Annotated in this window: 28 protein-coding genes and 1 pseudogene; 20 read left to right on the top strand and 9 right to left on the bottom strand. The window is 67.4% G+C overall.

Features of this window, described 5'->3' with window-relative positions:
- Nucleotides 1-35 precede the first annotated feature (35 nt).
- Nucleotides 36-1,192 (top strand): annotated as a pseudogene (locus D7Y04_RS40095) (IS4 family transposase).
- A gap of 233 nt (nt 1,193-1,425) precedes the next feature.
- Here the strand turns inward: D7Y04_RS40095 and D7Y04_RS40090 are convergent.
- A complete protein-coding gene (locus tag D7Y04_RS40090; protein ID WP_121762753.1) occupies nt 1,426-2,160 on the bottom strand; it encodes a restriction endonuclease in 735 nt (244 codons plus the stop codon).
- A gap of 133 nt (nt 2,161-2,293) precedes the next feature.
- On the opposite strand from D7Y04_RS40090, the gene D7Y04_RS40085 reads away from it, so the two are divergent.
- From D7Y04_RS40085 to D7Y04_RS40065, 5 genes are read left to right on the top strand one after another with little or no spacing between them, the layout of a single operon-like run.
- Nucleotides 2,294-3,025 (top strand): C40 family peptidase, encoded by a 732-nt coding sequence (locus tag D7Y04_RS40085; RefSeq protein ID WP_121762752.1) that lies wholly within the window; start codon nt 2,294-2,296, stop codon nt 3,023-3,025.
- A complete protein-coding gene (locus D7Y04_RS45310) occupies nt 3,019-4,077 on the top strand; it encodes a hypothetical protein (protein ID WP_199749811.1) in 1,059 nt (352 codons plus the stop codon). The genes D7Y04_RS40085 and D7Y04_RS45310 overlap by 7 nt, the downstream gene beginning before the upstream one ends.
- 1 nt (nt 4,078) lies before the next feature.
- Nucleotides 4,079-6,559, top strand: a complete 2,481-nt coding sequence (locus tag D7Y04_RS40075; protein ID WP_121762751.1) for a host specificity protein J — start codon at nt 4,079-4,081, stop codon at nt 6,557-6,559.
- 10 nt (nt 6,560-6,569) lie between these two features.
- On the top strand, nt 6,570-8,699 hold the full coding sequence (locus D7Y04_RS40070) for a Hint domain-containing protein (RefSeq protein WP_121762750.1): 2,130 nt from the start codon (nt 6,570-6,572) through the stop codon (nt 8,697-8,699).
- Between the two features lie 9 nt (nt 8,700-8,708).
- On the top strand, nt 8,709-9,248 hold the full coding sequence (locus D7Y04_RS40065; protein ID WP_121762749.1) for a hypothetical protein: 540 nt from the start codon (nt 8,709-8,711) through the stop codon (nt 9,246-9,248).
- Between the two features lie 19 nt (nt 9,249-9,267).
- Here the strand turns inward: D7Y04_RS40065 and D7Y04_RS44225 are convergent, their stop codons facing one another.
- The gene (locus tag D7Y04_RS44225; RefSeq protein ID WP_147477299.1) at nt 9,268-9,738 is read right to left on the bottom strand and encodes a hypothetical protein; all 471 of its coding nucleotides are present in this window, start codon (nt 9,736-9,738) and stop codon (nt 9,268-9,270) included.
- A 178-nt stretch (nt 9,739-9,916) separates the two neighbouring features.
- Here D7Y04_RS44225 and D7Y04_RS40060 point away from each other — a divergent pair, with 178 nt between their 5' ends.
- The 7 genes from D7Y04_RS40060 (at nt 9,917) to D7Y04_RS40030 (ending at nt 13,284) form a co-directional block, all read left to right on the top strand.
- Nucleotides 9,917-10,471 (top strand): hypothetical protein, encoded by a 555-nt coding sequence (locus D7Y04_RS40060; RefSeq protein ID WP_121762748.1) that lies wholly within the window; start codon nt 9,917-9,919, stop codon nt 10,469-10,471.
- 106 nt (nt 10,472-10,577) lie between these two features.
- Nucleotides 10,578-10,934, top strand: coding sequence for a hypothetical protein (locus D7Y04_RS40055; protein ID WP_121762747.1), 357 nt, complete (start codon nt 10,578-10,580; stop codon nt 10,932-10,934).
- Complete coding sequence (locus D7Y04_RS40050) at nt 10,931-11,491, top strand: transglycosylase SLT domain-containing protein (RefSeq protein WP_121762746.1); 561 nt, start codon at nt 10,931-10,933, stop codon at nt 11,489-11,491. Before D7Y04_RS40055 ends, D7Y04_RS40050 begins: the two co-directional genes overlap by 4 nt.
- 127 nt (nt 11,492-11,618) lie before the next feature.
- A complete protein-coding gene (locus D7Y04_RS40045) occupies nt 11,619-12,095 on the top strand; it encodes a hypothetical protein (protein ID WP_121756127.1) in 477 nt (158 codons plus the stop codon).
- Between the two features lie 65 nt (nt 12,096-12,160).
- Nucleotides 12,161-12,484: a hypothetical protein gene (locus tag D7Y04_RS40040; RefSeq protein ID WP_121762745.1), complete on the top strand. Its 324-nt coding sequence runs from the start codon at nt 12,161-12,163 to the stop codon at nt 12,482-12,484.
- Between the two features lie 75 nt (nt 12,485-12,559).
- On the top strand, nt 12,560-13,075 hold the full coding sequence (locus D7Y04_RS40035) for a hypothetical protein (RefSeq protein ID WP_121762744.1): 516 nt from the start codon (nt 12,560-12,562) through the stop codon (nt 13,073-13,075).
- A 29-nt stretch (nt 13,076-13,104) separates the two neighbouring features.
- Entirely contained in the window at nt 13,105-13,284 is a 180-nt protein-coding gene (locus D7Y04_RS40030) for a hypothetical protein (protein ID WP_233601802.1), read from the top strand.
- Nucleotides 13,285-13,326: 42 nt separating this feature from the next.
- Here the strand turns inward: D7Y04_RS40030 and D7Y04_RS40025 are convergent, their stop codons facing one another.
- From D7Y04_RS40025 to D7Y04_RS40010, 5 genes are all read right to left on the bottom strand, one after another.
- Nucleotides 13,327-13,704, bottom strand: a complete 378-nt coding sequence (locus D7Y04_RS40025; RefSeq protein WP_211483789.1) for a hypothetical protein — start codon at nt 13,702-13,704, stop codon at nt 13,327-13,329.
- A 13-nt stretch (nt 13,705-13,717) separates the two neighbouring features.
- Nucleotides 13,718-14,176 carry an SMI1/KNR4 family protein gene (locus tag D7Y04_RS40020; RefSeq protein WP_121762742.1) on the bottom strand — a complete coding sequence of 153 codons (459 nt, stop codon included), beginning with the start codon at nt 14,174-14,176 and terminating at the stop codon, nt 13,718-13,720.
- Nucleotides 14,177-14,186: 10 nt separating this feature from the next.
- Nucleotides 14,187-14,828 carry a hypothetical protein gene (locus D7Y04_RS40015; RefSeq protein WP_121762741.1) on the bottom strand — a complete coding sequence of 214 codons (642 nt, stop codon included), beginning with the start codon at nt 14,826-14,828 and terminating at the stop codon, nt 14,187-14,189.
- A gap of 90 nt (nt 14,829-14,918) precedes the next feature.
- Nucleotides 14,919-15,329: a hypothetical protein gene (locus tag D7Y04_RS44710; RefSeq protein ID WP_158627674.1), complete on the bottom strand. Its 411-nt coding sequence runs from the start codon at nt 15,327-15,329 to the stop codon at nt 14,919-14,921.
- Nucleotides 15,330-15,331: 2 nt separating this feature from the next.
- The gene (locus D7Y04_RS40010) at nt 15,332-16,369 is read right to left on the bottom strand and encodes a hypothetical protein (protein ID WP_147477298.1); all 1,038 of its coding nucleotides are present in this window, start codon (nt 16,367-16,369) and stop codon (nt 15,332-15,334) included.
- Between the two features lie 451 nt (nt 16,370-16,820).
- Here D7Y04_RS40010 and D7Y04_RS40005 point away from each other — a divergent pair, with 451 nt between their 5' ends.
- The 6 genes from D7Y04_RS40005 (at nt 16,821) to D7Y04_RS39980 (ending at nt 22,181) form a co-directional block, all read left to right on the top strand.
- The gene (locus D7Y04_RS40005) at nt 16,821-19,196 is read left to right on the top strand and encodes a kelch-like protein (RefSeq protein ID WP_158627673.1); all 2,376 of its coding nucleotides are present in this window, start codon (nt 16,821-16,823) and stop codon (nt 19,194-19,196) included.
- 417 nt (nt 19,197-19,613) lie between these two features.
- A complete protein-coding gene (locus D7Y04_RS44705; protein WP_121762738.1) occupies nt 19,614-19,904 on the top strand; it encodes a hypothetical protein in 291 nt (96 codons plus the stop codon).
- 708 nt (nt 19,905-20,612) lie between these two features.
- On the top strand, nt 20,613-21,038 hold the full coding sequence (locus D7Y04_RS39995) for a hypothetical protein (protein WP_121762737.1): 426 nt from the start codon (nt 20,613-20,615) through the stop codon (nt 21,036-21,038).
- Complete coding sequence (locus D7Y04_RS39990; RefSeq protein ID WP_121762736.1) at nt 21,011-21,295, top strand: hypothetical protein; 285 nt, start codon at nt 21,011-21,013, stop codon at nt 21,293-21,295. The genes D7Y04_RS39995 and D7Y04_RS39990 overlap by 28 nt, the downstream gene beginning before the upstream one ends.
- 123 nt (nt 21,296-21,418) lie before the next feature.
- On the top strand, nt 21,419-21,670 hold the full coding sequence (locus D7Y04_RS39985) for a hypothetical protein (protein WP_121762735.1): 252 nt from the start codon (nt 21,419-21,421) through the stop codon (nt 21,668-21,670).
- A 217-nt stretch (nt 21,671-21,887) separates the two neighbouring features.
- Nucleotides 21,888-22,181: a hypothetical protein gene (locus D7Y04_RS39980; protein ID WP_121762734.1), complete on the top strand. Its 294-nt coding sequence runs from the start codon at nt 21,888-21,890 to the stop codon at nt 22,179-22,181.
- A 153-nt stretch (nt 22,182-22,334) separates the two neighbouring features.
- Here the strand turns inward: D7Y04_RS39980 and D7Y04_RS39975 are convergent, their stop codons facing one another.
- Nucleotides 22,335-22,928: a PIN domain-containing protein gene (locus tag D7Y04_RS39975; RefSeq protein WP_158627672.1), complete on the bottom strand. Its 594-nt coding sequence runs from the start codon at nt 22,926-22,928 to the stop codon at nt 22,335-22,337.
- Nucleotides 22,921-23,634 (bottom strand): hypothetical protein, encoded by a 714-nt coding sequence (locus D7Y04_RS44700; RefSeq protein ID WP_158627671.1) that lies wholly within the window; start codon nt 23,632-23,634, stop codon nt 22,921-22,923. The genes D7Y04_RS39975 and D7Y04_RS44700 overlap by 8 nt, the downstream gene beginning before the upstream one ends.
- A 182-nt stretch (nt 23,635-23,816) precedes the next feature.
- Between D7Y04_RS44700 and D7Y04_RS39970 the strand changes: the two genes are divergently transcribed.
- On the top strand, nt 23,817-24,425 hold the full coding sequence (locus D7Y04_RS39970; RefSeq protein WP_147477294.1) for a hypothetical protein: 609 nt from the start codon (nt 23,817-23,819) through the stop codon (nt 24,423-24,425).
- Nucleotides 24,426-24,438 lie beyond the last annotated feature (13 nt).

Below are 24,438 nucleotides of genomic sequence, written 5' to 3'. Positions count from 1 at the left end.
GCGAGGCGGAGTGGTGGGGAGCAGGAAGAGAGGCCATGCTGGGACGCAAGGTGGCCATCAACGAAGAGCAGGTGCTGAGGTTCCTGGAGAGCTTGTTCGAGGAGGACCTGCACGCCAAGAGGGTGCTGTCGCTGGCGCACGCGACGTTGGGGGTGGTGCACGCCGCGTCGCTGTCGGTGCACGCCATTGGCCAGGCGCTGGCGTGGGCGCGAGGCGGCGTGAGAAGCACGGCATCAAGCAGGTGGACCGACTGCTGTCCAACGAGGCGGTGGACGTGTGGAAGCTGGCGGCCTCGTGGGTGCCGTACGTGCTGGCCGAGCGCACCGAAGCGCTGGTGGCGCTGGACTGGACGGACTTCGAGGCCGATGACCACACCACCCTGGTGGCCAGCCTCGTCACCTCGCATGGACGCACCACGCCCCTGCTGTGGCTGACGCTGCAGAAGAGCGCGCTGGCGGGCAACCGCGCCCAGGCGGAGGATGAGCTGCTGCTGCGGCTCAAGGAGTGCGTGCCCGAAGGGGTGAAGGTGACGGTGCTGGCGGACCGGGGCTTCGCGGACCAGCGGTTGTACGCCCTTTTGGCCCAGGCGGGCTTCGAGTACGTGGTGCGCTTTCGCAAGGACGTGCGGGTGGAGGTGGCCGGCGGCACCGGGTGTCCCGCGGCCAGGTGGATTCCCACCAGCGGGCACGCCAAGAAGCTGACGGACGTGCACGTGACGGCGGACCGCACGCCGGTGCCCGCGGTGGTGCTGGTGCGCCAGAAGGGCATGAAGGAGCCGTGGTGTCTGGCCACCAGCCTGGGAGCCGCCAGCGCGCGCCAGGTGGTGGACCTCTACGCCCGGCGTTTCTCGTGCGAGGAGACGTTCCGGGACGTCAAGGACTTGAGATTCGGGATGGGACTGTCCACGGTGCGCGTGAAGAGTCCCGAGCGCAGAGACAGGCTGCTGCTGGTGAGCGCCCTGGCCCAGGTGCTGCTGACGCTGCTGGGCGCCGCGGGGGAGAGTCTCGGGATGGAGAAGGGCTTGAAGGCCAATACCGTCAAGACACGCACCTACTCGCTCTTCCGGCAGGGCTGCATGTATTACCAAGCCATTCCCATGATGAAGGAGGAGCGATTGCGGCCTCTCGTCGAGCGCTTCGCCGAACTCCTCCATCAGCACCCTGTCTTCAAAGAAGCGCTCGGTTTCATATGAGGGGATGGCTCAGGTACGAGCTCCCGGAGTAGACGTACGACGCATGGAGCCGTCTTCTGGGCTCTCCCCTTCGGCCTCCTACAAAGGCATGGCGACGCTCCGGGAGGTCCCGGGACTCTTTGCCGAGGCAAGCCAGTGCAAGTGAATGGCTGGCGCGGACGGCGGTGGCCGTTCGGTTGGTGGATGGAAAGGGCCTACCTTGGACGGTTCAGCGGATAGCTGCTGTGTGATTTCTACATTTCATCAAGTATCGCGCATGCCGTTGGGTCCGTTTCAAGGGCGACGACTTGGCTTCGGATGGATTCAGTAAGCAGTCCGATTTCTGCGAGATGGCGGGCGGCATTGAACCTCCATCCACTGTCGTCGTGCTTTGTCGCTACCCAAATGAGAAAATGCTGCGCTTCTCTGCGGTGTTGGTTGATCGCGAAGCTGACGGCCGCCTCCCATTCCTCAAATGGAACCCCTTCCACCGCATCTGAAATCGCTGCTGCGGATCCGCTGCCTTCAATAAGGCGAAGTGCATGGCCCAAATGACGGTGGTAGGCCCAATCCTGCGGGAAGAGCTTTCGCCCCAGCCAGAGCCAATCCAACTCCAATGCCTCCTTCGCCGTGACGATCTCCAAATGAATCGGCACAGGTGCTCCTGCCGCTCGGCGGGGTGAAGCTTCAGAGAAACCAGAACTCGCAACAAGCACGCCCTGGGTGGCTCCGACATCGTCCACGAAGCTTATGAACGACTCGACGTCGCTGATGTCGAGAGTGTTCTGCCAATGCTTTGCGTCAACCACCAAGAACGGAGCAGTCGCGTCTCGTCGGTAGACTGCTACATCCAGTTGTCTCAGCTCACCTGAATGGCGACCGGTATAATAATGCCTGTTTCCCCCTGATGGCTCCACGCGGAAGTGAGGTGGCTGAAACTCGCGCCAGAACTTCTCCAGAATGGCTCGTTCATATTGCTGCCAGGTCATTGTTGGAATGTAGCGCCGTTAGGACCGTGGCCTCAATTTGGGCGGATTTAGGTGCTTCCGAATGCAGGCCGAACAGCCCCTCTGTGTCCGGTCTGAGATGGATGCCGTCCACGCTCGTGGCCACGATGTCTGCATGAGCGACCCCTGCCGGCTGACGCTGGCTGATGACGTCCTGAGCGCCGCGCTCACCCACGCCCAGGCCGATTACCCCCGCGAGTCCTGCGGCCTCGTGGTGCTGGTGGACGGCGCCCAGCGGTACCGCCCCTGCCGGAACCTCGCCGCCGGCCAGGCGCACTTCGTCCTAGCTCCGGAGGACTACGCTCAGGCAGAAGGGGAGGGCGAGGTGGTGGCGGTGGTGCACTCCCACCCCAACGCCGCGCCGGAACCGAGTGAGGCCGACAGGGTGATGATGGAGCGCTGGGGCCTGCCCTGGCTCATCCTCAACGTCCCGGTGGGGCACTGGCGCCTCTACTTCCCGGACGGCTACCGCCCGCCGCTGGTGGGCCGCACCTTCAGCCATGGCGTCCTCGACTGCTACTCCCTCATCCAGGACTACTACTGGGAGCGCCTGGGCCTGGCGCTGCCCGACTTCGAGCGCCCGGACGACTGGTGGGCGAAGGGCGGCAACCTCTACCTGGAGGGCTTCGGCCGCGCGGGCTTCGTGGACGTGACGGGCAAAGCCCCGCGCGAGCACGACGTCCTCCTCATGCAACTGCGCGCCCCGGTGCCCAACCACGCAGGCGTGTACCTGGGCGGGGACGTCCTCCTGCACCACGTCATGGGGCGCCTGTCCGGCCGGGAGACGTACTCCGGCTTCTGGGAGCGCATCACCCAACGCGTCGTGAGGCACGCTTCCCGATGCTGACGACCATCGTCCTGGGCGGGCCCCTGGGGAAGCGCTTCGGGCGCGTGTGGAAGCTGGACCTCTCCGTGCCCTCGCCTGCGGAGGCGGTGCGGGCCCTCTCCGCCGTCTGCGACGGCTTCCGCCGCTACCTGGCCGAGAACAGCGAGCCCGGCTACCACGTCTTCGCGGGCAAGCGGGACGTCGGTGAGGACGACCTGGGCATGCCCACCGGCGCGCGTGTCCTCACCTTCATGCCGGCCCTGGCCGGGGCGAAGTCCGGCTGGTTCCAGGTGGTAGCGGGCGCGGTGCTCATCGCCGCCGGCGCCGTCCTCACCGTCTACGGGTACGGCGCGGGCGTGCCCCTCATCACCGCGGGCATTTCCCTGGTGGTGGGCGGCGTCTCGCAGCTCCTCTTCGCCCCGCCCACCGCCACCGGGCCCGACGAGGACGACGCCAACAAGCCCAGCTACGTCTTCAATGGCCCCGTCAACACGCTCGCCCAGGGCCACCCGGTGCCCATCTGCTACGGAGAGATGGAAGTGGGCAGCTGCGTCGTCTCCGCCGGCTTCGTCACTGAGTGGTCCGACGGCGGCTTCGGGGGCAGTGGTGGCAGCGGGCAGACGGGGCCCGGCGGAACCCCAGCGGGCGGCGGCACGTGCCCCGCGCCGTGGGTGCCGATTCTCCTGGCGGACGGGCGCGAGGTGCCCGCGGGCGAAGTCCAGGTGGGCATGCTGGTGCGCACCCAGGACGAGGAGACGCTGGAGTGGGGAGACTTCCTCGTCACCGCTGCGGAGCCCGCCGAAGGCGTGCGGTGGTTGCTGGAGCTGGAGGACGGTCGGCGCCTGGAGGCCACCGGCAACCACCGCGTGCGGACGGAGGACGCCTGGATGGAGCTGCGCCACCTCTCGGCCGGCGTGCGGCTGGTGGGCACGCGGCCGGGCGTGGTGCGCCAGGTGACGCGGGGCGAGCACGGGCCCGTGGTGCGCCTCACCGTGGCCGGCGCGCACACCTACGTCTCCGACGGCCTCCTCAGCCACAACGTGAAGAAGGCGGACCCGACGGTGGTGGACTGACATGGGCGGCAGCAGCGGCGGAAAAGGGGAGGGCGGCGCTCAGCGCACCCCTGTCGAGTCTCCCAACACACTGAAGTCCAGCTCCAAGGCGCGCGTGGTGGACTTGCTATGCGAGGGGGAGATTCAGGGCCTCGTGGACGGGCTGAAGTCCGTCTACCTGGACGGCGTCGCCATCCAGAATCCCGACGGCACTTTCAACTTCACGGGCGTCACCGTGTACGACGTGAAGGGCACCCAGTCGCAGGAGTACATCCCAGGCTTCCCCTCCGGCGAGGCGGAGCACTCCGTGGGCGTCGAGGTGAAGCGCGCCACGCCGGTGGTGCGCACGGTGTCGGACCCGGAGGTGGACGCCGTGCGCGTCACCCTCCAGGTGCCCCAGCTCACCTACCAGGACCCCACGACGGGCGACTTGAAGCCCACCCGCGTCCTCGTCTCCATCGCTGTGCAGAGCAACGGGGGCGGGTACGTGGTGCAGTCCTTCCAGGACGCCGAACTCTTCCGGGGGAAGTGCACCAGCCCCTACGAGCGCACCTTTCGCGTGGAGCTGACGGGCTCTCCGCCCTGGGACATCCGCGTCACGCGCGTCAGCGAGGACGCGGACAGCGTGACGACGCAGAACAAGGTCATCTGGAAGTCCTACGCGACGCTGCTGGACGAGAAGCTCAGCTTCCCCAACACCGCGCTGTGCGCGCTGCAGGTGGCGGCCAGCCAGTTCAGCAACATCCCCACGCGCAGCTACCGGATTCGCGGGCTGCGGGTGCGCGTGCCCAGCAACTACAGCCCCGTGGCCCGGACGTACGAGGGCACCTGGGACGGCACGTGGAAGGTGGCCTGGACGGACAACCCGGCTTGGTGCTTCTACGACCTCCTCACGACGAAGCGCTACGGCCTGGGCCGCTACCTCAACGAGGCCGCGGTGGACAAATGGGGCCTCTACACGGTGGCGAAGTACTGCGACGAGCTGGTGCCGGACGGGAAGGGCGGCACGGAGCCGCGCTTCCGCTGCAACCTCTACCTCCAGACGCAGGAGGACGCGTACAAGGTCATCAACAACCTCGCGTCCGTTTTCAGAGGCATGACGTACTGGGCCTCCGGCGCCGTCTTCGTCGCCCAGGACGCGCCGCGCGACGCCGAGTACCTCTTCACGCCGGCCAACGTGGTGGACGGCCTCTTCACCTACGCCTCCAGCGGGAAGCGCGCGCGGCACACCGTCGCGCTGGTGACGTGGAATGACCCGGACAACCACTTCAAGGCGGCGCAGGAGTACGTCACCGACGAGGAGGGCCTCGCCACCTACGGCTACAACCCCACCGAGGTGGTGGCGCTCGGCTGTACTTCCCGGGGCCAGGCGCAGCGCGTGGGCCGGTGGCTCCTCCTCACCGAGAGGCTGGAGACGGAGACGGTGACGTTCCGCACCGGCTTCGAGGGCGCCATGCGCAACCCCGGCGCCGTGGTGAAGCTCCAGGACCCGTACCGGGCCGGACGCCGGTGGGGCGGGCGCGTGGTGGCTGCCACCGCCAGCCAGGTGGAGTTCGACGCGGACGTCACCCTGGAAGCCGGGAAGACGTACGCCCTCTCCGCAGTGCTACCGGATGGCACCGTGGAGGAGCGCCCGCTGGCCGCGCTCGCACCGGCGCCCTACCGCGCCCTCACCGTGGCCACGCCCTTCTCTGCCGCGCCCCAGCCCCAGGCCGTCTGGGTGCTGGCCGCGTCCGACTTGACGCCCACCCTCTGGCGCATCCTCAACGTGGCGGAGGTGGAGCCGCACCTCTACGAAATCACCGCCCTGCGCCACGAGCCGGGGAAGTACGCGGAGGTGGAGTACGGAGTGAAGCTGCAGCCGCTGCCTACGTCCGTGCTGCCTTTGTCTGCGCCACCCGCAGGCCTTGCGGTGGGCGAGTCGCTGTACAAGACGACGAATGGCGGCGTGAAAGTCATGGCGACGGCCCGGTGGACGCAGGTGGCCACCGCCACCGAGTACCGGGTGCGCTGGCAGCGCGAGGGCGGCAACTGGACGTTGGAGACGCCGGTGCAGACGCACTACTGGGAGTTGCTGGACTGCCTGCCGGGCGCGTACACCGTGCAGGTGGCCGCCGTCCTCAACGGCCTCGTCACCACCTACGCCTCGGCCAGCTACACCGTCGTGGGCAAGGCTGCGCCGCCCTCCGACGTGACGGGCCTCACCTGTGCCCTCAACGGCAGCACCGCGACGCTGCGCTGGGCGGAGGTGCCGGACCTGGACAGGGACACCTACGAGCTGCGCTACGGCGCCAGCTGGGAGGCAGGCACCCTCATCGGCAAGGTGCGCGCCACCACCTACGAGTGGGCACTGCCGCCGCCGGGCGTCAACCACCTGGTGCACGTGAAGGCCATCGACACCTCGGGCAACTACAGCACCGGCGCGGCGAGCGCCCTGGTGGTGTCCGTGCCCACGGTGCCGGCCACCCTCACGCTGGGGATTTCGTCCACGCCGCCTCCCTAAACGGGAGGGCATGCGCTCGCGCGAGCAGGAGGAAGCGGCCGGCATCTACGACCGCGAGGTGGACGGCGTCCGCTCTCCGCAGCTCATCAAGTCGCGCTACCTGGACATTCGCTGGACGCACGACGAGGTGCTCCCCGCGCACCTCCTCTCGGGCTTCCAGGTAGTGGTTTACGAGGGCAGCGACCCCAACAACACCGACAGCTACCTGCTGGAGCCGCGGAAGTTCGGCCCCTCGGAAAGGCGGTGGGTGGCGCCGCTGAAGCTGACGCTGCAGACGGAGGTTCAGTGCGCCGTCCAGGCCCTCTACACCAACGGTAGCCAGAGCAGCTGGCGTGTCCTCGGTGGTGGCGTGGTGGCCGACCCGGACACCGTCACCATGGCCGTGGCGGACCTCTCCAACGTCCCCACCGGCAGCGTCTACGCCAGGCACATGTCGGCCAGCTCCGTCACCAGTGCCGCGGTGGCGACGGCGGCCATCAGCTTCACCCACCTGCTGCTGCCGCCCACGGACAACCTGGTGCCCAACGGCTACTCGGAGGCGGATGCGCAGGGGAAGTCCCCCGAGGGCGACGCGTTGGTGGAGGAGCCCGTCAACGCGAAGGAGGGGCGCCGGTGCCGCAAGCTGGTGGTGCCCAGCGGTGGTGGATTCACGGGGCTCAACTTCATCGGCGGCTTCCAAAGCGCTGCCCCGGGAGGACGCATCAAATGCACCGCGGGGGACTCCTTCTACGCGGAGGCCTGGGTGAAGTCCTCCGCCGCGCTCGCCCAGCCTGGCGCCAACCTGATTCTCCTCTGGGAGGATGCCAGCGGTGCCTATGGCGGCCAGTCCACGAGCACCTTCGTCACGCTCACCACCTCGTACCAGCGCGTGAAGGTGAAGGGCACCTGCCCGGCGGGGTGCACCGGCGTCCAGCTGTACTTCGAGATCAACGCCGCCAATTCCGACACGGGGAAGGCCGTGTACCTGGACGCCGTCTCCATGCGGAAGATGGTGACGTTCGACCTGCTGGTGGCCAACACCCTCCAGACGTCCAACTATGCGGAGGACGGCAACGGCGTGCCCGTGGCCGGAGCGAAGCTGGACAACGTGGGCACCGCCTTCAAGGCGGCCGGTGGAAACGTCCAAATCGGCAGCTACCTCCTGGACACGCCCTTCTTCAGGGCGAACCAGGCGCTGGACGGCACGTCGGCCGCGGGGCGCGTCCACTACCGGGGCAGCAACAACACGGGCGTGCGCGGAGGCGCACCGCTCATCGACAGGCTGGACGTCCAGTGCACGGACTACTTCCGGTACACGACGCCCATCGTCCACTCCTGGCTGGTGCACCACTTCTTCATCCAGCCCTCCAGCATCGACGACAACCTGGATGCGCTCCGCTACCTCAAGGTGGACTACTACAGCAGCGTCAGCGCCACGTACCGGGGCACGCGCTACATCCCCCTGCCGGACCGGAAGTACGCTTCGGCCGTGGAGGGCAACGCGCTCAACCGCGTCGCCATCAGCCACACCTTCCAGTCCCCGGCGGCCCTCGCGGGACTCTGGGGGCAGAACCTGGGGGAGTACGTCGCGCTCCTCTGTGAGGTGCACGGCGTCTACGGCGTGAGCGCCTCCATGTGGTTCTCGCCCGTCTACAACGCCGGGGTGGGCATCAACTTCGCGAAGTCCACTGCCTCGCCTTTCGGCGGGGGGCCCTCGGGCGGCGAGGGAGGCGGCTCCGGCGGGACGGGCGGCACGTGCGTCGCGCCCGAGACGCCCATTGCCCTGGAGGACAGGCGGGAGGTACCAGCGGCGTCCCTTCGCCCGGGTATGCGCGTCCTCACCCAGCACGAGGACACGCGCCGCGTGGGCGTATTCGAGGTGGTGGCCGCCTCCATCCACCGCGCCGCGCGCTGGCGGGTGGAGCTCACCGACGGCCGTGTCCTGGTGGCAACGCCCAACCACCTCGTCTACCGGCGCTTCGCGGGCTGGACGGAGCTGCGCGCATTGCGTCCCGGCGAACTGCTGGAGGGACTGCGCCCGGGCTTGGTCCGCCGCGTGGCGCCGGAAGGGGAGGGCGCCGTCGTGAAGCTCACCGTGCACGGGGCCCGCACTTACGAGTCCGCGGGCCTCCTCAGCCACAACATCAAGCAGCCCATCTAGGAGTCGGCCATGCCCGCCCTCACGCAGAGCGACGTCTACGCCATCAACGCCGCCGAGGCCCGGAAGCGGGACCTGCGGCTGGAGATCGCCCGCATCAAGGGGCAGTTGGACGCCTCGGCCGCGCTGTCGCGCGCAGCCGCCGAGGTGAACTCCGCCACGCTGGTGAAGAAGACGGCGCTCGAGCAGGAGTTGCTGCAAATGGAGTCCGGGGGCGCGGCCCCGGGTAGCAGCGACGACTGGGGGAAGTACTCCACCGTCGAGATGGCGGCCCAGGACGAGCGCTTCTACGCGAAGGACAAGGGCTACGACTGGCTCGTCTACAACCCGCTGGCCACCTTCGAGGAGACGGTGGCCGAGTTCGAGAAGTACATGCTGGAGCAGCGGACCGCCCGCGAGAGGCCCTGGCTACTCCAGCGCGGCGAGGGGCTCATCCGCGAGTGGCAGGCGAACGCCTTCGTGCGAGGGCTCATCACCGAGAACTCCTGGCCCGCCTTTCGTGACTGGCTGCTCGGCGTCGGGAAAGAGAGGGCAGTCGGTGTGACAGCGTAAGTGGCCCAATCCGCACCACTTAGTCGACCCTTGGAATAGGAGGGATGTAGGCCGCTAGTTGTTCTCGCATGGCGCGAATGATTTTGAGCTTTGCTTCGATTTGTTCGTCGGTCATTTCGAGTAATGCTTTTTCGGACAGGTCAAATTCGCCAAATGCTGTTGCGTAATTTGAAAACAACGTCCCTACAGGCTTGTCCATTAGTCCTATTCCTTCGAGGACCACGTCGCGTAGTCGTTCCAATTGCTCCTTTGATCGGGCCAGCAGCAGTGCGTCGGTATCTGGAATTTGAGCGGTGTGTCGGTGCTCAAGGGCCTGGGTAAGAATCATGTGGTTCGACGACAATGCGGCGAGTATTTTCGCGAAGGCTTGTGCTCGGAGTTTCCCGAGTTCACTGCTGACTGACTGGTCCCGTCTGTAGCGCTCCAATGCTCGCGAGAAGTAGAAGACAATGCCTGCTCCTGCTGCCGCCAGAAGCAGCTTGTCAATCATGAGGAGGATGACTTTCTCCCAGAACGATTCCATTGGTGCGCTGTCTCCAGAGTGTTGCCGAACGTAGATCTGTCGCACGGCCGTCCCTGATTTCATAGATGGGGCATGCGTGCCCCATCTATGGGTGGTCACTGGCTGTGCCGGACGCCGTCCACGCGAGCGTTGACCATGCGGCGGTATGCCCCCCGCTCCCCGCCGCACACCTGACACCGTCCGTGAGGACCTCGCCCGGCTCGCCGCCCAACAGGAGGCGACGAACGAGCGCGCGGGGGCCGCGCTGAAGGCCGCTGAGCGGATGGCGGTGGACCTCCACCGGGTGGTGGAGGGCGTGCATGTCGAGGTGCGTGGCATCGGCGAGCGCATGGCCACGGCCGAGCAGGTGCACCGGCTCGAGGACCGCATCGGGGACTTGGACCGGCGGGTGACGGAGCACACGCCTGCGGTGCGTGCCGTCCCGGAGTTGCGCGAGAAGGTGGAGCAACTCGCGACGCAGGTCTCCGAGATGAAGGAGTCGGTGAAGGTCGTCCCGGTGCTGAAGGAGCGCCAGGACGCGCAGGAGCACCGCAACTCCCGGCAGGCCGGGGCGCTGTGGGTGTTGGGCGCCATCGTCGGGCTGCTGGGCCTCGCGGGCCTGCGCGAGTGCGGCCGGTGGTTCGTCCAGGCCCAGGTGCCCGCGCAGCATCAGCAGGTACAGGACGCACCCGAGCCCGCCTCTCCGCCGAGGCGCCGGTGAGCCTCTCCCTCTTCGCCGCGCACGTGCTCGCCGCGTGCGCCTTTCTGGTCCTGGCAGCGTGGCGCTCCGGCGGGCCTTCGACTCCAGCGCCTCGCGAGCCTGCACGATGAAACTTCGCACTTGGCACCTGGAGGCGGCCGTCGTCTACGCCGTCCTCATCGCCGTCAACCTCTGCACGCGCGCGAACGCGCTGGAGTGGCTGGGCGCGCTGGCCGTGGCGCTCGGCTTTCACCACGCCTCCGTCTCGTCTCGCATGGCCGAGGCGGAGGCTGCGCGGCCCGTCCCCTCCGTCGAGTGCTTCCGGATGGCGGCCCTCTACTTCGTCGGCAAGGAAGTGGCGTGGTTCGCCTACTTCGCCGCGAAGGGCTCGTACTCGGCGCTCGTCGGCTGCGCCGTCTTCGCCGTGCACCCGCTGTGGCGCCGCTGGTACCGCGCCCGCTTCCCGATGGTGGTGACGCCATGACCCTCGCTGAGTTGGAGCAGCGCCTGCCGAAGCACCTGGCGCAGTGGAGCCGCGAGCTTCACGCCGCGTCCACGGTGACGCGCCTGTGTCCGTACCTGCTGGCGGCCGTCTGCGAACGCGAGTCCATGGGTGGACTGTGGCTCAAGCCGCGCGGGCCCGCCGGCCTGGGCGATAAGGGCAACGGACACGGGCTGATGCAGATTGACCGCCGGTACCACCGGGCCTTCCTCGCGCGGCTCATGCCGGACGGGCGCCCCGCGTGGCAGGACCCGGGCGCGAACATCCTCTATGGCGCGGAGTTGCTGGCCGACCGCATCCGCGACTTCGACAAGCGGCACAGCGCGCGCTCGGCCCGGGTGCGTCTCGCCGGCGCGGTGGCCAGCTACAACGCCAGCCAGGAGAAGGTGGAGGCCGTGCTGCGCGCGCTGCCGGACGATGTCACGGAGCGTGACGCCATCACCGCGATGGACGCCCTCACCACCGGCAAGGACTACGGCGCCGACGTCCTCCAGCGCCGCGCGCAGTGGGCCCCCTCCGAAGCGCCGCTGGAGGGCTGAATGGGCTCACCTCCTCGATGCCGCCTGTGCGGCCGGCGCCTGGGCCAGTGCGACCACCCGCGCTGGCTGCCGCGCCGTTGAGTCTCTGTCTCGCAGTCCAACCCGCAGCACCACCAGGAGTACCTGCATGTCGACGTCCGCGCCGTACACGCCGCCCGCCGAACTCATCACCGCCGCCGAGAAGGCCCTGGCCCAGGCGAACCCCGGGAAGCTCGCCACTGCCTTGGTGCTGTACCAGTGCTACGGCGGTGTCACCGGCGGACGCTCCGCGGTGACGGGCGCCGAGCTGCCCCCGTTCGAGAAGTGCTCCACGCTGGTGCGCGCCGGCTGGCTCGCGGTCGCCGAGGCCATCAACACGCCGGTCGCGTCCGTGAAGGGCGCCCCGGTGGTGCCGCCGGGCCAGAAGCCCAGCGTGGGCCGGGCCGTCCACTACCAGCGCGATGAGGTGGTGTGCGCGGCGGACATCACCGCCGTCAACGACGACGGCACCGTGGAGCTCCTGGTGAAGCCGCCCCGCTTCCTGCCGTTCACGGCGGCCAACGTGTCCCAGGCCCCCACCGAGGCGCCCGTGCCCGGCAAGTGGAACTGGATGCCGCGCGTCTGACGCTTTCCGCCGGCAGCGGCCCACCGTCTCTCAATCCCACCCGTAGCGCCACCAGGAGCACCTGCATGCCTGCCACCCAGAAGCTCAGCGTCGACCGCGAACAGCTGCTGGATCAATTCCGCACGGCCGTCCGCAAAGACATCGCAACCGCGAGTACTCCGCACAACGGGAGGAACACCGCTTCCATCACGCTCCGGCACTTCGTCCACCCGAGCCACTACGACCTGGCCTTCGACTTCATGCGCATCTGCTCGGAGGAACTGGGCGAGCCCCTCGACGAGCGTGGCGTGTGGAAGTACGGCGCCGAGGGCGAGTTGTGGCTGCCGGAAGCGCTGGCGCTGCGCGCGGAAGCAATGAAGGCGGACGTCGAGTCCTCCGCGGCCACCTGACGCATTCGTCCGGCAGCTGCCGGCGCCTGCCCGGGGCGCTCCCGGGAGCCCCACACCCCCAGAAGGAGCAACACAATGAAGAAGCGTCTCACCCTGGCCGCGTGCCTCGCGGTCGTCCTCTCCGCGCCGGTGGCCTTCGCCCAGGCGTCCACCGGCGCCAGCTCCAGCATCCTGGACGCGCTGCTCACGCCCACCAGTATCGGCATCGTGCTCGGCGCGGTGACGGGCGCCATCGGTCTCTTCGCTGGCGGCACCTGGCTCACCGAGCGGCGCAAGCGGCGCATCGCCCTGGGCGCCTACCACGCCTTCCACGTCGTCGAGGACATCGCCGCCGAGGACCCGGAGAACACCGCACTGAACAAAGCCGCCAAGGGCTTGGAGGTCATCGACAGCTGGATGAAGGCGAACGGCTGGCGTCCGCTCAAGCCCACGGAGCAGGCGCTGGCGAAGCTCCAGTTCTCCGCGTTGCACGGCGAGCAGAAGGCGGAGGAGAAGGTGCAGGAGCAGGCCCTCTCCGTCGCGCTCGGAGCCGTCGCCGCGAAGTCGGCCGTGGAGGGCGCGGTCCCTTCGATGCCCCGCGGGCAGCAGTAGCCGCGGGGCTGTCGCGGGTGCTGAGCGACGTGCCGGTGCGGACCGGCTACCTGGAGGCCCAGGCCGGCGTCTCCTCCCTCACGGGCGCGTACGCGCGCCTGGAGGGTGGGGCGCGGCTCCGGCAGAACCTGGGCGTCTTCGCCTTCGCCGAGTCCACCACCCGCGAGCGGATGGCGGGCATGGGCATCCGGTACACGTTCGGCCTGTAGTGCAACGGCCCGCTCCAGAGCATCGGAGCGGGCCGTTGTGTTTCACGCCACCGGCACGCTGAAGCCTTGCACCTCGTGCGTTGGTAGCGCGTCCTGATGGGCCAGCGCGCCCGCTGCGTCCAGCCAAGCCTCGCAGGTGGCGCAGCGGTAGACGCGGCAGCCTCCGGCCAACACTCGCGCGGCCACCTCCGGGTGCAGGACCAGCAGATCCAGCGCGCCGGACGGCCGGGCACGGGGGATGCCCGCGCGGCGCAGCTGGGCCGTCAGTGACTCCACCTTCGCCCAGGCCTCGCGGGAGAGGCGCAGCCCGTCGATGCGCACGGTGGTGCCGGCGGGCGCGCGACGGCGCTCCGGGGGCGTCTTCGTCTTGTCGTGGCTGGGCACGGCGCGGACATCGCACGCCTGGGGGAGGCGCGCCACGCGCGGGCGGTACTCACTCGCCCAGCCAGTACGAGAAGCCGTCGCTCCGCATCGCGCGCTCCAGGAACTCCGCGAACGAGGAAGCAATGCGCTTCGCTACTGGATAGGTCTCGTGCCACGCATCGAAGAGCGGGTACGCGCCTCCAGCCAGCTGGGCCACATCCAGGATGACGTAGTTGGTGTCCTGCATGTCCACCAGCGTGTACTGCGATGGCGCCCCGTACTCGTCGGCGTCCCGGCCCATGATGGCAACACGTGCCCGGCGGATCTCCGCGAGCGAGAGGATGCGGTAGCTCGCGTCGGGCTCTTCCTCGAAGAGCGTTCCGCCATCGGAATGCAGGTAGAAGGCGCGCAGGTTCGTATCCAGTTTCCATCCGACGCGGGACTCGAAGGCGGCAATGTCCGCAGGAGCGGCTGGTGGGCGGGGGAAGTGGAGGCGTGAGAACTCCTTCAGCAGGCTGTCCATGGTCATGATGGCGCCCTCAGTCCACGTAGGGCCGCTCAGGGCCTGGTGCCAGCCACTTTCCCCTGGGGGCGTAGCAGGCGGGGTAGGCGCTGTTGAAGTCGAGGTGTACGTCGGGCGGGACAGGGAGGATGTTGCCCGCAGCGAGCGGAGGGCCTCCGTGCAGCAGGTCGTAGATGTGGTGGCCGGGCCAGCTCGTCTTGCCCGTCTTCGGCCAGTCGCCGAACTCGGTGCTCCAGTCGCGCCGGAAGGCCGTGCGACCGCGCTCCCAAATTCTCCGCTGCGCCTCGCCGTCAGGCACGGCCGGGTAGTCGCAGCAGCAGTGGGTGATGGCGAGGCGGCCCCCGGCCTCTGCGGGCATGAAGAGGTAGCGGCCCTGCCAGTCGCCCTTGATGTCGGCCAGCCAGATGCAGCCCATGAGGGGGAGCCCCTGTGCCGAGCACTTCGACTCGCACCGGGACAGGAACGCGGCGCTGCACTGCCAGGGCCCGTAGTAGATGGTCGTGCGGAGCTGCCCGCCGTCTGGTGTCCTGACGACGGACCCGACCCACTTCGCGCGCGCCGGGCTGCCGCCCCCGCCGATGGTGGCCGAGCCGCACCCGACGAGAGAGAGAAGCGCGGCAGCGCTCGCGAGGCAGCGGAAGGTGAAAGCAGCTGTCATGGCAATCCATGACAGCACGGTCAAAGCTGCTAGTTAAGTCGCGGCTGATGGAGCGCCCTGTTGGGTAGGGCGCGCGGGACGACCTGAGCGCTACTCCTTCTCGGGGCGGACGCTGCCGTCCTGCCCGGTGACGAAGCGCAACGCACCGGAGCCCTCACCCGAGACCCCGATGCTGTAGAGCCGCCCCGCTTGCAGCGGCTGGACGGGCTCCACCGTCTCGAAGCCGTCCGGCACCTCGCCGTAGACGACGCGGTGTCCGCGCGTCCCGCCGAAGGAGAGCGCGCGCACGTGCCACACCGTCTTCCCCTCTTCGGTCACCACGCGGATGACGTCGTACCGCGGAGGGCCGCCATCCTGGGACGGCTCCTCAATCAGGAACGTGGGGCTCGGCAGGCGCTCGCTGCTCGATGCGAGTGCAACCTCCAGGGGCGGCTGGCAGGCGGTGAGGAAGGCCACCTGGAGGAGGACGAGCGCGAGCGGCAGGATTCGATGGAGGCGCATGGTCACGGTGCTCCCTGGCCGGCGCGGAGGGACTCCTTCGCGGCCTCGAACTGCTGGGTGTAGTCCCTGCCGTCGATCTTGAACGGCGCAGGCGGCTCTTCAAAGCAGCCCTGGCCGAAGGCCAACTCGATGAACTCCGCTTGCTGCTCCGGGTTCATCTCCTCCCACGACTTGCCTTGCCGGAGGGCCTTCCCGAGGTTGTAGCCGTCGCCGAAGAGCTGCGCCACCAACGCCTCGCTCATGTAGTCGTTGCCCCCGTTCTGGTGTTGCCACACGTGGGCCGTCTCGTGGACGAGCAGCTCCGGCGTCAGAGGGAGCGAGTCCTTCGGGATGTAGATGGTGTCGCCGTGGGTGAAAGGGCGCCCGCCGATGGTGAGGAGGCCCGCGTTGCCCTCCTTGATCTCGATGCGCGTGTAGTCGATGGAGTCCCCGTACACCTTGTGCAGCGCCGCCAGCTCGTCGCCCGTCAGCTTGCGGCTGGCGGGCTCGATGAAGAGCATCGTCTGAATGGCGCTGAGAACACTCCCGCCGAGGCGCAGCAGCCCGTCCGTCGGTGTCTGGATGCCCTTCAGCACGCTCAAGCCGAGCTGCGCAAAGCCCTCCTTGAAGCGGCCGGTGAAGATGTTGGCGAGGCCCTTGCCGGCCGTCTCCGCCATCTCCCAGGTGTTCTTCAGGGTGCCCTTGACGCTGTCGTAGATGCCCTTGCCAATGCCCGCCACGCCGTCCAGCACTCGGTCCCCGAGCTTCGACAGCCCCTTGCCGATGTCCCCGAAGATTCCCTGAGCGGAGACTCGCGGCTCGCTCTCCGCCTGCGTCAGGCCCTCGGCCGGCGAGCGGATGGTGATGGCCGTGGGCGACGTCGCGCGGCGGGCCTGGTCGACGAGCGCCTTCTGGGTGGGCGTGTGCGGGGTGAAGGCGTCGATGGTGTTGATTGCCCTCTCCAGGACCTTGGGCTTCGGCGTGGAGCGCTGGGGCTGCTCAGCGGGCTCGCGGTAGGTGGTGGGGAGGAGAGCGGTGCGGCTGCGTGAGATGGGGTCCATGCTGGCTCCGTGCGGCGTGTCCCTCCGGAGCTGTGCAGCGCGTGTGCCCTGGTCATTCCCTCTGGAGCGGGGGCACTGCCCCATCCGGTGTCCGGGACGGCCGTCCACGGAGGCTGGGCCGTCAATCCGCAGCTCTGGAAGCGGGACGTCTTCGGCGCCCGGCCGGAAGTCTCAGGCCATGATCAGACGACGTGCAGTGGGCTCTCGACGAATGCCCGAACCGCGCGAGAGCGCGACAGCTGTCGCCGCACAATTGCCCTCCTGGACGACAAGAAGGGGCGGCGTGCACGAAGTCTCCAACGACTTCCCCCGACGCGAGGGTGACCCAGGCGCGTGGAGCAAGCGACTCCCCATAGAGTTCGGCTCACCTTCCGCCGGTGGTCCACCGGGGGCGTGGCCGGAAGGGCCTGCTCGCTGGCGGAAGGCCCCGTCCCACGCGCTGGAGTCGTCCATGAAAAGTGAGAAGCGAAGAAGGCTGGCACTGCTGGCCATAGGCGTGGTGCTGGCCCTATCCGGGTGCAGCACTGCCCCGGCAGTGCAGGAGGGCAGCGCCCAAGCCGTGGTGTCACTGCCCCAGACGCTGAGCGCCGGCGACATCACCCGGGTGGATCTCATCACATCTGGCCCGGGCATGACGACGCGCATCGATGCCCTGGTGAAGACGGGCGGCCAGTGGGGTGGGGTACTGGGAAATCTGCCTGCGGGCAACTCACGCACCTTCAGCGCGATGGCCTTCGACAACTCCAATACCCTGCTCTATCTGGGCCAAGCAACGGACGTGGCAGTCGTGGCTGGCCAGACGACCGCCATTACCCTCATGCTTCAGGAAGCGAATCCGCCACTTCCCGCAGAGGACACCGCGCCCCGTATCCTCTCCCTTGTCGCCAGCGCCGGAACCGTGGCGCATGGAGGACAAATAGAACTACAAGCTGTCGCCGACTCCACCAATCCGGGCGATACACTCACATACGAATGGGGTGCCGACGCAGGCACTTTCAGTGACCCTTTCAGCCTCACGACTAGTTGGACGGCACCGGCGTATTCAGGCCCGGTTGAATTGAGACTCTGGGTAGTGAACTCCAAGGGCACCCTGTCCGGCATCAGCGTCACCGTCATGGTGGCCCCAGAGAACGGCAGCGCAGCCGTCAACATCTCGGTCAACCACTGGCCCATCGTAGATGGCATTGCGGCCATCCCCACAGCCATTGCAGTCGGGCAGCCCATCGAGTTTTTCACCTGGCCCTACGACAGTGATGGCGACATTCTCAGTATTGAGTGGTCGTCCAACTGCGCCGGCTCCTGGACGCACGCCACGACCTCCAGGCCGAGTTTCACCCCTTCAGCACCGCTCACCAGCAGCACCTGCACGTTCGTCATTGACGTAAGGGACGGCCGCGGCGGCCAGGGGATTCGCAAGTTGACCATCCACACCGGCACTCCCACTACCGGCTACATTCGTCCATCATTTCTGGACGCCTTCCAGTCAAGAACCACGGTTCCTCCTATCGACGGCACCGTCGTCTTCCGTGTACGCGCGAATGATCCTCAGGGCAGCCCGTTGTCTTTCACGTGGGCCGCCAACTCAGGCACCCTGCATGCGGCCACGAGCACGACCAACACCAGCGAAGTCATCTGGACGGCCGACGACTGCTTGCCCGACGGAATTCCGCCCACGGTAACAGTTACTGCCCTCAACGCCCTTGGGCTCTCCGCCACGCAGTCTTTCACACTTCAAGCCGGCATTGCCTGCAGTACCGCATCAGTCCAGAATCTGCAGGGCGGTTACAACCATTCGCTTGCCTTGATGTCGGATGGGATTGTGTGGGCCTGGGGAGGCAACTACTACAGCCAGCTAGGCGATGGGGCTGAGGAGGATCGGCCCTATCCAGCCCAGGTGCCAGGGATGACGAACGCAGTCGCCATAGCTGCAGGAGAAAGGCACAACGCTGTATTGAAGAATGACGGAACGGTATGGACTTGGGGGCCGAACTATTACGGTCAGCAGGGGAACGGAGGGACGGGAAACACCACTGCACAGCCAGTCCAGGGCCTCACAAACATTATAGCCATCGCATCCCAGCGCGATCATACGGCAGCGCTCAAAGACGACGGGACGGTCTGGCTATGGGGCGACAACGGCTTCGGCCAACTGGGCGATGAGCCATCCGCAAGTCGCTACACCCCCATGATGGTTCCCGGACTCACGGGCGTGCGCTCCATCACCGTCGGCGGCTATTTTTCTTTTGCCCAAAAGACCGACGGGACCGTATTTGCCTGGGGCTACAATCTAGATGGTCAGCTTTGCAGCTACATGATTGGACAATATAGCGCCGTGCCCGTCAGGGTTTGGGCGCTGACGGCAAGTACGGCGATCTCGGCAGGCACGTTGCACACATTGGCATTAATGCCCGACCGAACAGTTATTGCCTGTGGCTCTAATTCGTCCGGCCAACTGGGCATAGGGACGACAACGGATTCGCACGATGCTGTTCGGATTCCAGGACTCACCGACGTTGTCGCCATAGCGGCTGGCACAGCTCATTCCTTGGCGGTCAAATCCGACGGAACCGTTTGGGCCTGGGGCTACAACGATAGAGGCCAGCTTGGTGATGGAACAACGACGAACCGCCTGACCCCCGTGCAAGTGCAGGGACTCACCGGAGTTGTTGGCGTCGCAGCCGGAAACGACCATTCCATCGCGCGGAAGTCAGACGGCACCATCTGGGCCTGGGGAACGAACTACAGTGGGCAGTTGGGCACTGGAGCAGCCGGGAGTTGGAAAACGATACCTGTGCAGACACGCGGCGCCATTGGATTCAACAACTAGGTTGAGTCGGCGCCTGCGACAGGCTGATGCAGAGCGACGCGCGTCAGGACTCAGGAGTTGAAGTCGGCCCTACCCCTGATGAAGAGCAGCCATGCCGTGCTTGGGGAAGGTCAGTTGGGGCAACAAGACCGTCACTCATAGGTCCAAATCCGAGACCGTTGAAATTGGCCGGGCGCTTGGCGTGGCAGGCGCCCGGCTCGCATCAGACGTCTGCCAGGCAAGGGCGGCATCCTCGTGGGGGATGCCTTCCCCCAAGAGCCTGTTACGGAGGCCGCCGAACTCATGGAAGGTCAGAAGCCGCAGGTGTGGAAGTTGCCCTGAGAGTAGTAGCGGCAGTCCGACGGTTTGCCACACAGCGAGCCGCACTGGTTGTTGCGCCCAGGGACAGAGCAAGTTCCGCAGAAACATGACGTCTGGTTGCCGTACGCCGTCACGAAAGTGGAGCAGAAGCCCGCGGAGGAGCCTGTCTCCACAGTGCAGTTGCTGGCGAGGAGCACCCCCGCGCTCGTCGCGCAGGTGAAGTGGACGCGGGGCGTCGCGGCGCTTGCGCCGGAGGCTGTAGCGCATACGCCGTTGGCGTCGATGCTGCCGCAGGTGCAGGCGCCGGTGCCGGCGGAGTCGAGCCGCTTGCACCGGCCCGGGCCGCACTCCATGGTGACGATGCCCTCCTGCGCGTCGCAGCGCACCCAGGTGTCGCCGGAGCAGTAGCCGTATTGGCTGACGCCCTCGCAGGCCCCGCCGACGCGGACGCAGCCGTTGTGCGCTTGGTTGGGCACGTAGCCCGGCGCGCACGCGCAGGAGTCGCCTGCGGCGCTGCAGGTGGCGTTGGCGGGGCAGGTGCCGCAGGTGCCGCCACATCCATCCGAGCCGCACGTCTTGCCGTTGCACTGGGGGACGCAGACGCAGCTGCCGCCGCTGCACGTGGTGCCGCTCCGGCACGTCCCGCACGTCCTGCCACAGCCATCCGGTCCGCAGGATCTGCTGGAGCAGGAAGGAGTGCAGATAGGGTCGCTCCCGCTATCACGAGGCGTGGAACCCCCGTCCTGAATGGGCATGCCGCTGTCCACCTGGCTCGCTCCGCCGTCCGAGGAGCCTCCGTCCTGCGAGACAGGAGGCCGCGTGGGCGGACCCTCGTCCAGGTCCTCGGACGGGCCGCATCGCAGGGCTGCCACGGCAACGAGAAGAAGGAGGGCGAAGCGGGGCGGGGAAGAGTGGAGGCGCGGGCTCAAGAGGTGTCCTGGGTGGCGCGCCGGAGCGAAGGCGTTCGGCGCGAGAGCGCAGGCCAAGAGCAGGACGCATGCCGAGAACAGGCTTGCTACCTGCTGCGTCTGGGCACCGTTGCGGAAGGCGTCTGCAGGCAGGGGAGCCGCAGCCGGCTCAACGAGGCCCGCCACGAGGAGACAGGGGCGCCCAGCCTTGTCCTGGTGCCCACAGGCGAGGACGGACCTGGCGCCCCAGGTGGACCTGGAACTGCGCGTCCGCACGTTCTCCTCCCCCGCCCTCATCGCCCTGGAGATGGAGTCCTGCCCGGCGGCGCCCGCCAGCGACGTGGAGGAAGTGGCCGACGTGACGGAGGACATCGCGGACGCGGTACAGGCGGCGCTAGGGACACCCCGGAAGCTGGCGCACCTGCTGTCGGGCCGCGCTCCGGTGGCGCCGCGCCTCCAGTTGGAGCCCACCCCAGCACCTGCTCGCGGTGGGCGTAGCCTACGCCTCCTCGCGGCCGTCTCGCTAGCAGCTGCTGGCGTCCTCCTAGCCGTCCAGGTGAGCGCGCCGAAGCCGCCCCCGCCGAGCCCGCGCCGCTGGTGGAGTACGTGCCCGCCACCGTGGGCGACGTGGTGATGGCGAACATGATTGCCGGCGCGTCCACCCTGCGTGCGCAGACCATCGAGCGCCGCCTCAGCATGCCGGACGGTCCGCTGGAGGGGCAGGCCAAGCCGCCTTGTCAGTCGCCCTCGCGCGAGATCAACGGCGGATGCTGGCTGGAACTGAAGGACTCGCCGCCGTGCCCGAAGAACTCCGTCGAGCACAAGGGCGGCTGCTACGCGCCGGTGCAGGGTGCGAAGAAGCAGCCGGCCAGCATCCGGCGCCAGCCCTGAGCACCATCGCCGCCCGGGAGAAGAGGAATCGGTAGGGCGGGCTATAGTGCGCGCATGACCTTCGATCCAATGCACGCTCACGGCCTTTCGAAGACGCGGTACGCTGTTGAACTTCTCGCGACGATGGACGCGCCGCTTCGCGACCGCCTCAGTGCCGCCATCCTGGAGTTCGGCTTCGCGGACGATCCGCAGCACCATCCGCCGGACCTCTGGCCGGAGGCCCACGCCATCCAGCAGGACGCGACGCGCATCGCGGGCAAGCAGAACGAGGGTTCCATCGCGGCAACGCTCAACGCGATGTCCAGCGAGGAACTCATGCGCCTCGCAGAGCGCCTCTTCAGCTACTACGTGAAGCTGGCCGAGGGAGAAGACTAACCCCGCTGCATCATCCAGCGCCTCACGTGGAAGCACGTGCCATGATGGCGGCGCTCATTGCGGAAGCCATCGCCGCCCGGGAGAAGAAGAAGCGGTAGGGCCGGCCGGGAGCGCTGGATGCGACCGGTTGCCCGGCCGCTACGGGCGTGCGTTGCTGGGGCTTCACCTCCCGAAAGGACACCCAGCCATGTCGAACACGTCGAAAGGACACCCAGCCATGTCGAACACGTCTCAGATGCAGGAAAACCGGCAAGAGTGGCTCCGTCGCGCCAGGGATGAGCTACGCGCGGACCTGGAGCTCTGCCGGCGCCTGGAGAGCGACCCGAAGGTTCCGGATGGGTCTGACGCCCTCGCTGTCGCCCGCGTTGTAGCGGGCCTGAGCGTGCAGGAATACCTGATGGCGGCCCGGAGCGTCGGCATTGATCTCCCCTCAGCGGAGGAGCGGGTGAAAAAGATAGAACAGGAGACGGCCGCCCACATCGACATCGCGCCGCTCATGCCCAGGCGCTGACGCCCCCATCTGCCTCACGTCAACGGGGCCCTGACGCCTAGTCGAGCATCAGCCCGTCTGCACTTCGCCCGGGAACTCGGCGTGACGTCCGCGAACGTCCGCCGCATCGTCCAGCGCCTCACGTGGAAGCACATGGCGTAGCCCGACTTCCAGTCAGGAGAGGTCAAGCTTGCGGACGCCGAGTCCCGGCTCAAGTTCTTCGTAGCGCTCGGTGGACTGGGAAGTGTCCTCGGGTGCCGCCGACTCCGCCTCCTGGGACTTGTTGATGGAGGCCATCAGCGGGAGCTGGAAGTCGCGAACGTTGCGGAACAGCATCTGCACTTCGGGGCCGTAGTCCAGCTCCTTCATCGGGTTGTCGAAGGTGATGATGCACTCGGCATTGTGGCGGATGGCACACGCCACAATCATCGCGTCGAACTGGATGTAGCCCTTTTCGTACCCCGACTTCACCTTCTGCTGCTTGATGAAGGAGGCGGGAAATCTCTTGCCCAACTCCATCGCCGCAATCCTGTCGAAGCCCACCACGATGACCGAGGGCGTGCTCGGGATTGTCAGGGCCGGCTTGCCGCGAATCAATTCCGCGAGGCACGGCGCCGGCAGGAGCATCTCACGGCCGTTGTCCGCCATCGCCTTGAAGAAGGCTTCAGCCTGGGGTGAGCGCGGGTCCTTCGGCCGGTCTCCAAGCGCACGAATCCAGAAGCCCGTGTCACACAGGGCGCGCCTCGGGAGCTTCTTCACGTCATACACGCTGCAGCTCCTGCTCGACATCGTCGATGTCGTTCCAGTCACCGCCCACCTCACGGAACCACTCGCGCCACACCTTGAGCTGGTCGGGCGCGCTGGTGAGGCCGCTGAAACCATCCAGCACACCGCTGTGGATGAGGCCGTGCTCGTCGCGCTGCACCGTCGCCGTGATGTCGACCTCTGAGTAGAGGAAGTGCGCCAGCTTCTGCGCGGTGGGCACGTCCGTCCGCAGGCTAAGTACCCTGCGCTCGGACTTCGACGCGAACCGGGCGGAGGTCGTGTTGGCGCCACCGACGCCCACGACTGTCGCGCGAAGCTCCACCGTCTCTCGTGGAGGGATGACGGCCTCGATGTGCGCGGGCGTGAGCGGGCGAACCTGGTCGCCAAGGCGCGAGGCGACGGTGACGGAAATCGGGAAGTTGAACACCCTCCCCCGGAACTCCTTCACGGGGGTTTCAAGCCGAGGCGGGGGTGGCAGGACGCCGTTGACGTACCGTGAGACGTCCGTCATCGCCTGGATGGCGAGGCCCTGCTGGTTGGGACGCGAGGCCACCACGGTCGAGCCTTTGCGGATGAAGAGGCCCTGCAGGGTGAGGTCGTCACCATGCTCCGCAGCGACGCGCTGGATGAGCGAGAAATAGGCGCGGGCGAGGTCCAACGTAACGAGAGGGTCCGCCGTCTCCGGCCGGACCTTGGGTCCCTCAATCACGAGCTGGAGTTCGTCCTGGTGGTCCACGCCATATAGGTAGCACACCCCCCGGCGCCCTGCCGAGCCCCGGCCCTCACCCGTGGGTGCGCCAGCCTGGGCGGCGACATGCCCGACACTCGGCTACCGCAGCGGAGCAGCGGCCCGCGTTGACGGGGCTGGGCCGGGCGCGGGAGGCTCCGGCGTTGCTGGTGCTCATTGCATACAAACCCAGCACCTCGGAGGCAGCGAGCATGGGAGCCGCAATGTGGGTCGTCGCGTTGTTCGCGGGCCTGTGGGCGTGGTCCACCTGGCGCGGGCGGCGCCACGCCACAGCAATGGCGCTCCGGCGACCTGAGATTCACGAGCGCAAGGACGTGTTCTCAGACTACTGGGTGTTCGACTTCGTCGAGATGCTGATGGTCCACGAGTACAACGTCTACGACTGGCCGAGCATCACCAGCTACTCGCTCTACGCGCTTCGCCGAGTTGGCGACGCTCAATGGGAAGTCCAGCAGACGCCAGAGAGCGTGAAGGAGTCCATGGTTGAACTTGAGCGTGACGCCCGTGGGACCGGGGCGTTGCGGCCGGAGCGCATGGCAAAGCACCGAGAGGCACTACTCCGCAACGAATGGCGTCGCCTCGACGACCACATGGCAGCGCGCCTCGACACCCACTACAAGCTGTTCCTCGCACGCTACCGCCCAATCGATACGGACAGCCTAGTGGCTTACTGGGAGCGCTTGGTCGCACTGTTGCGAGACCGGGAACATCGTCAAACCGAGAGGGCTTCTGCCCGGACGTTGGCCTCGTAGCAACAACCACGCA

The sequence above is a fragment of the Corallococcus sp. AB038B genome (genome assembly GCF_003668955.1).
GTDB lineage: Bacteria > Myxococcota > Myxococcia > Myxococcales > Myxococcaceae > Corallococcus > Corallococcus exiguus.
Note: the sequence above shows the minus strand (reverse complement) of the source record. Positions and strands in the feature narration are given on the sequence as shown.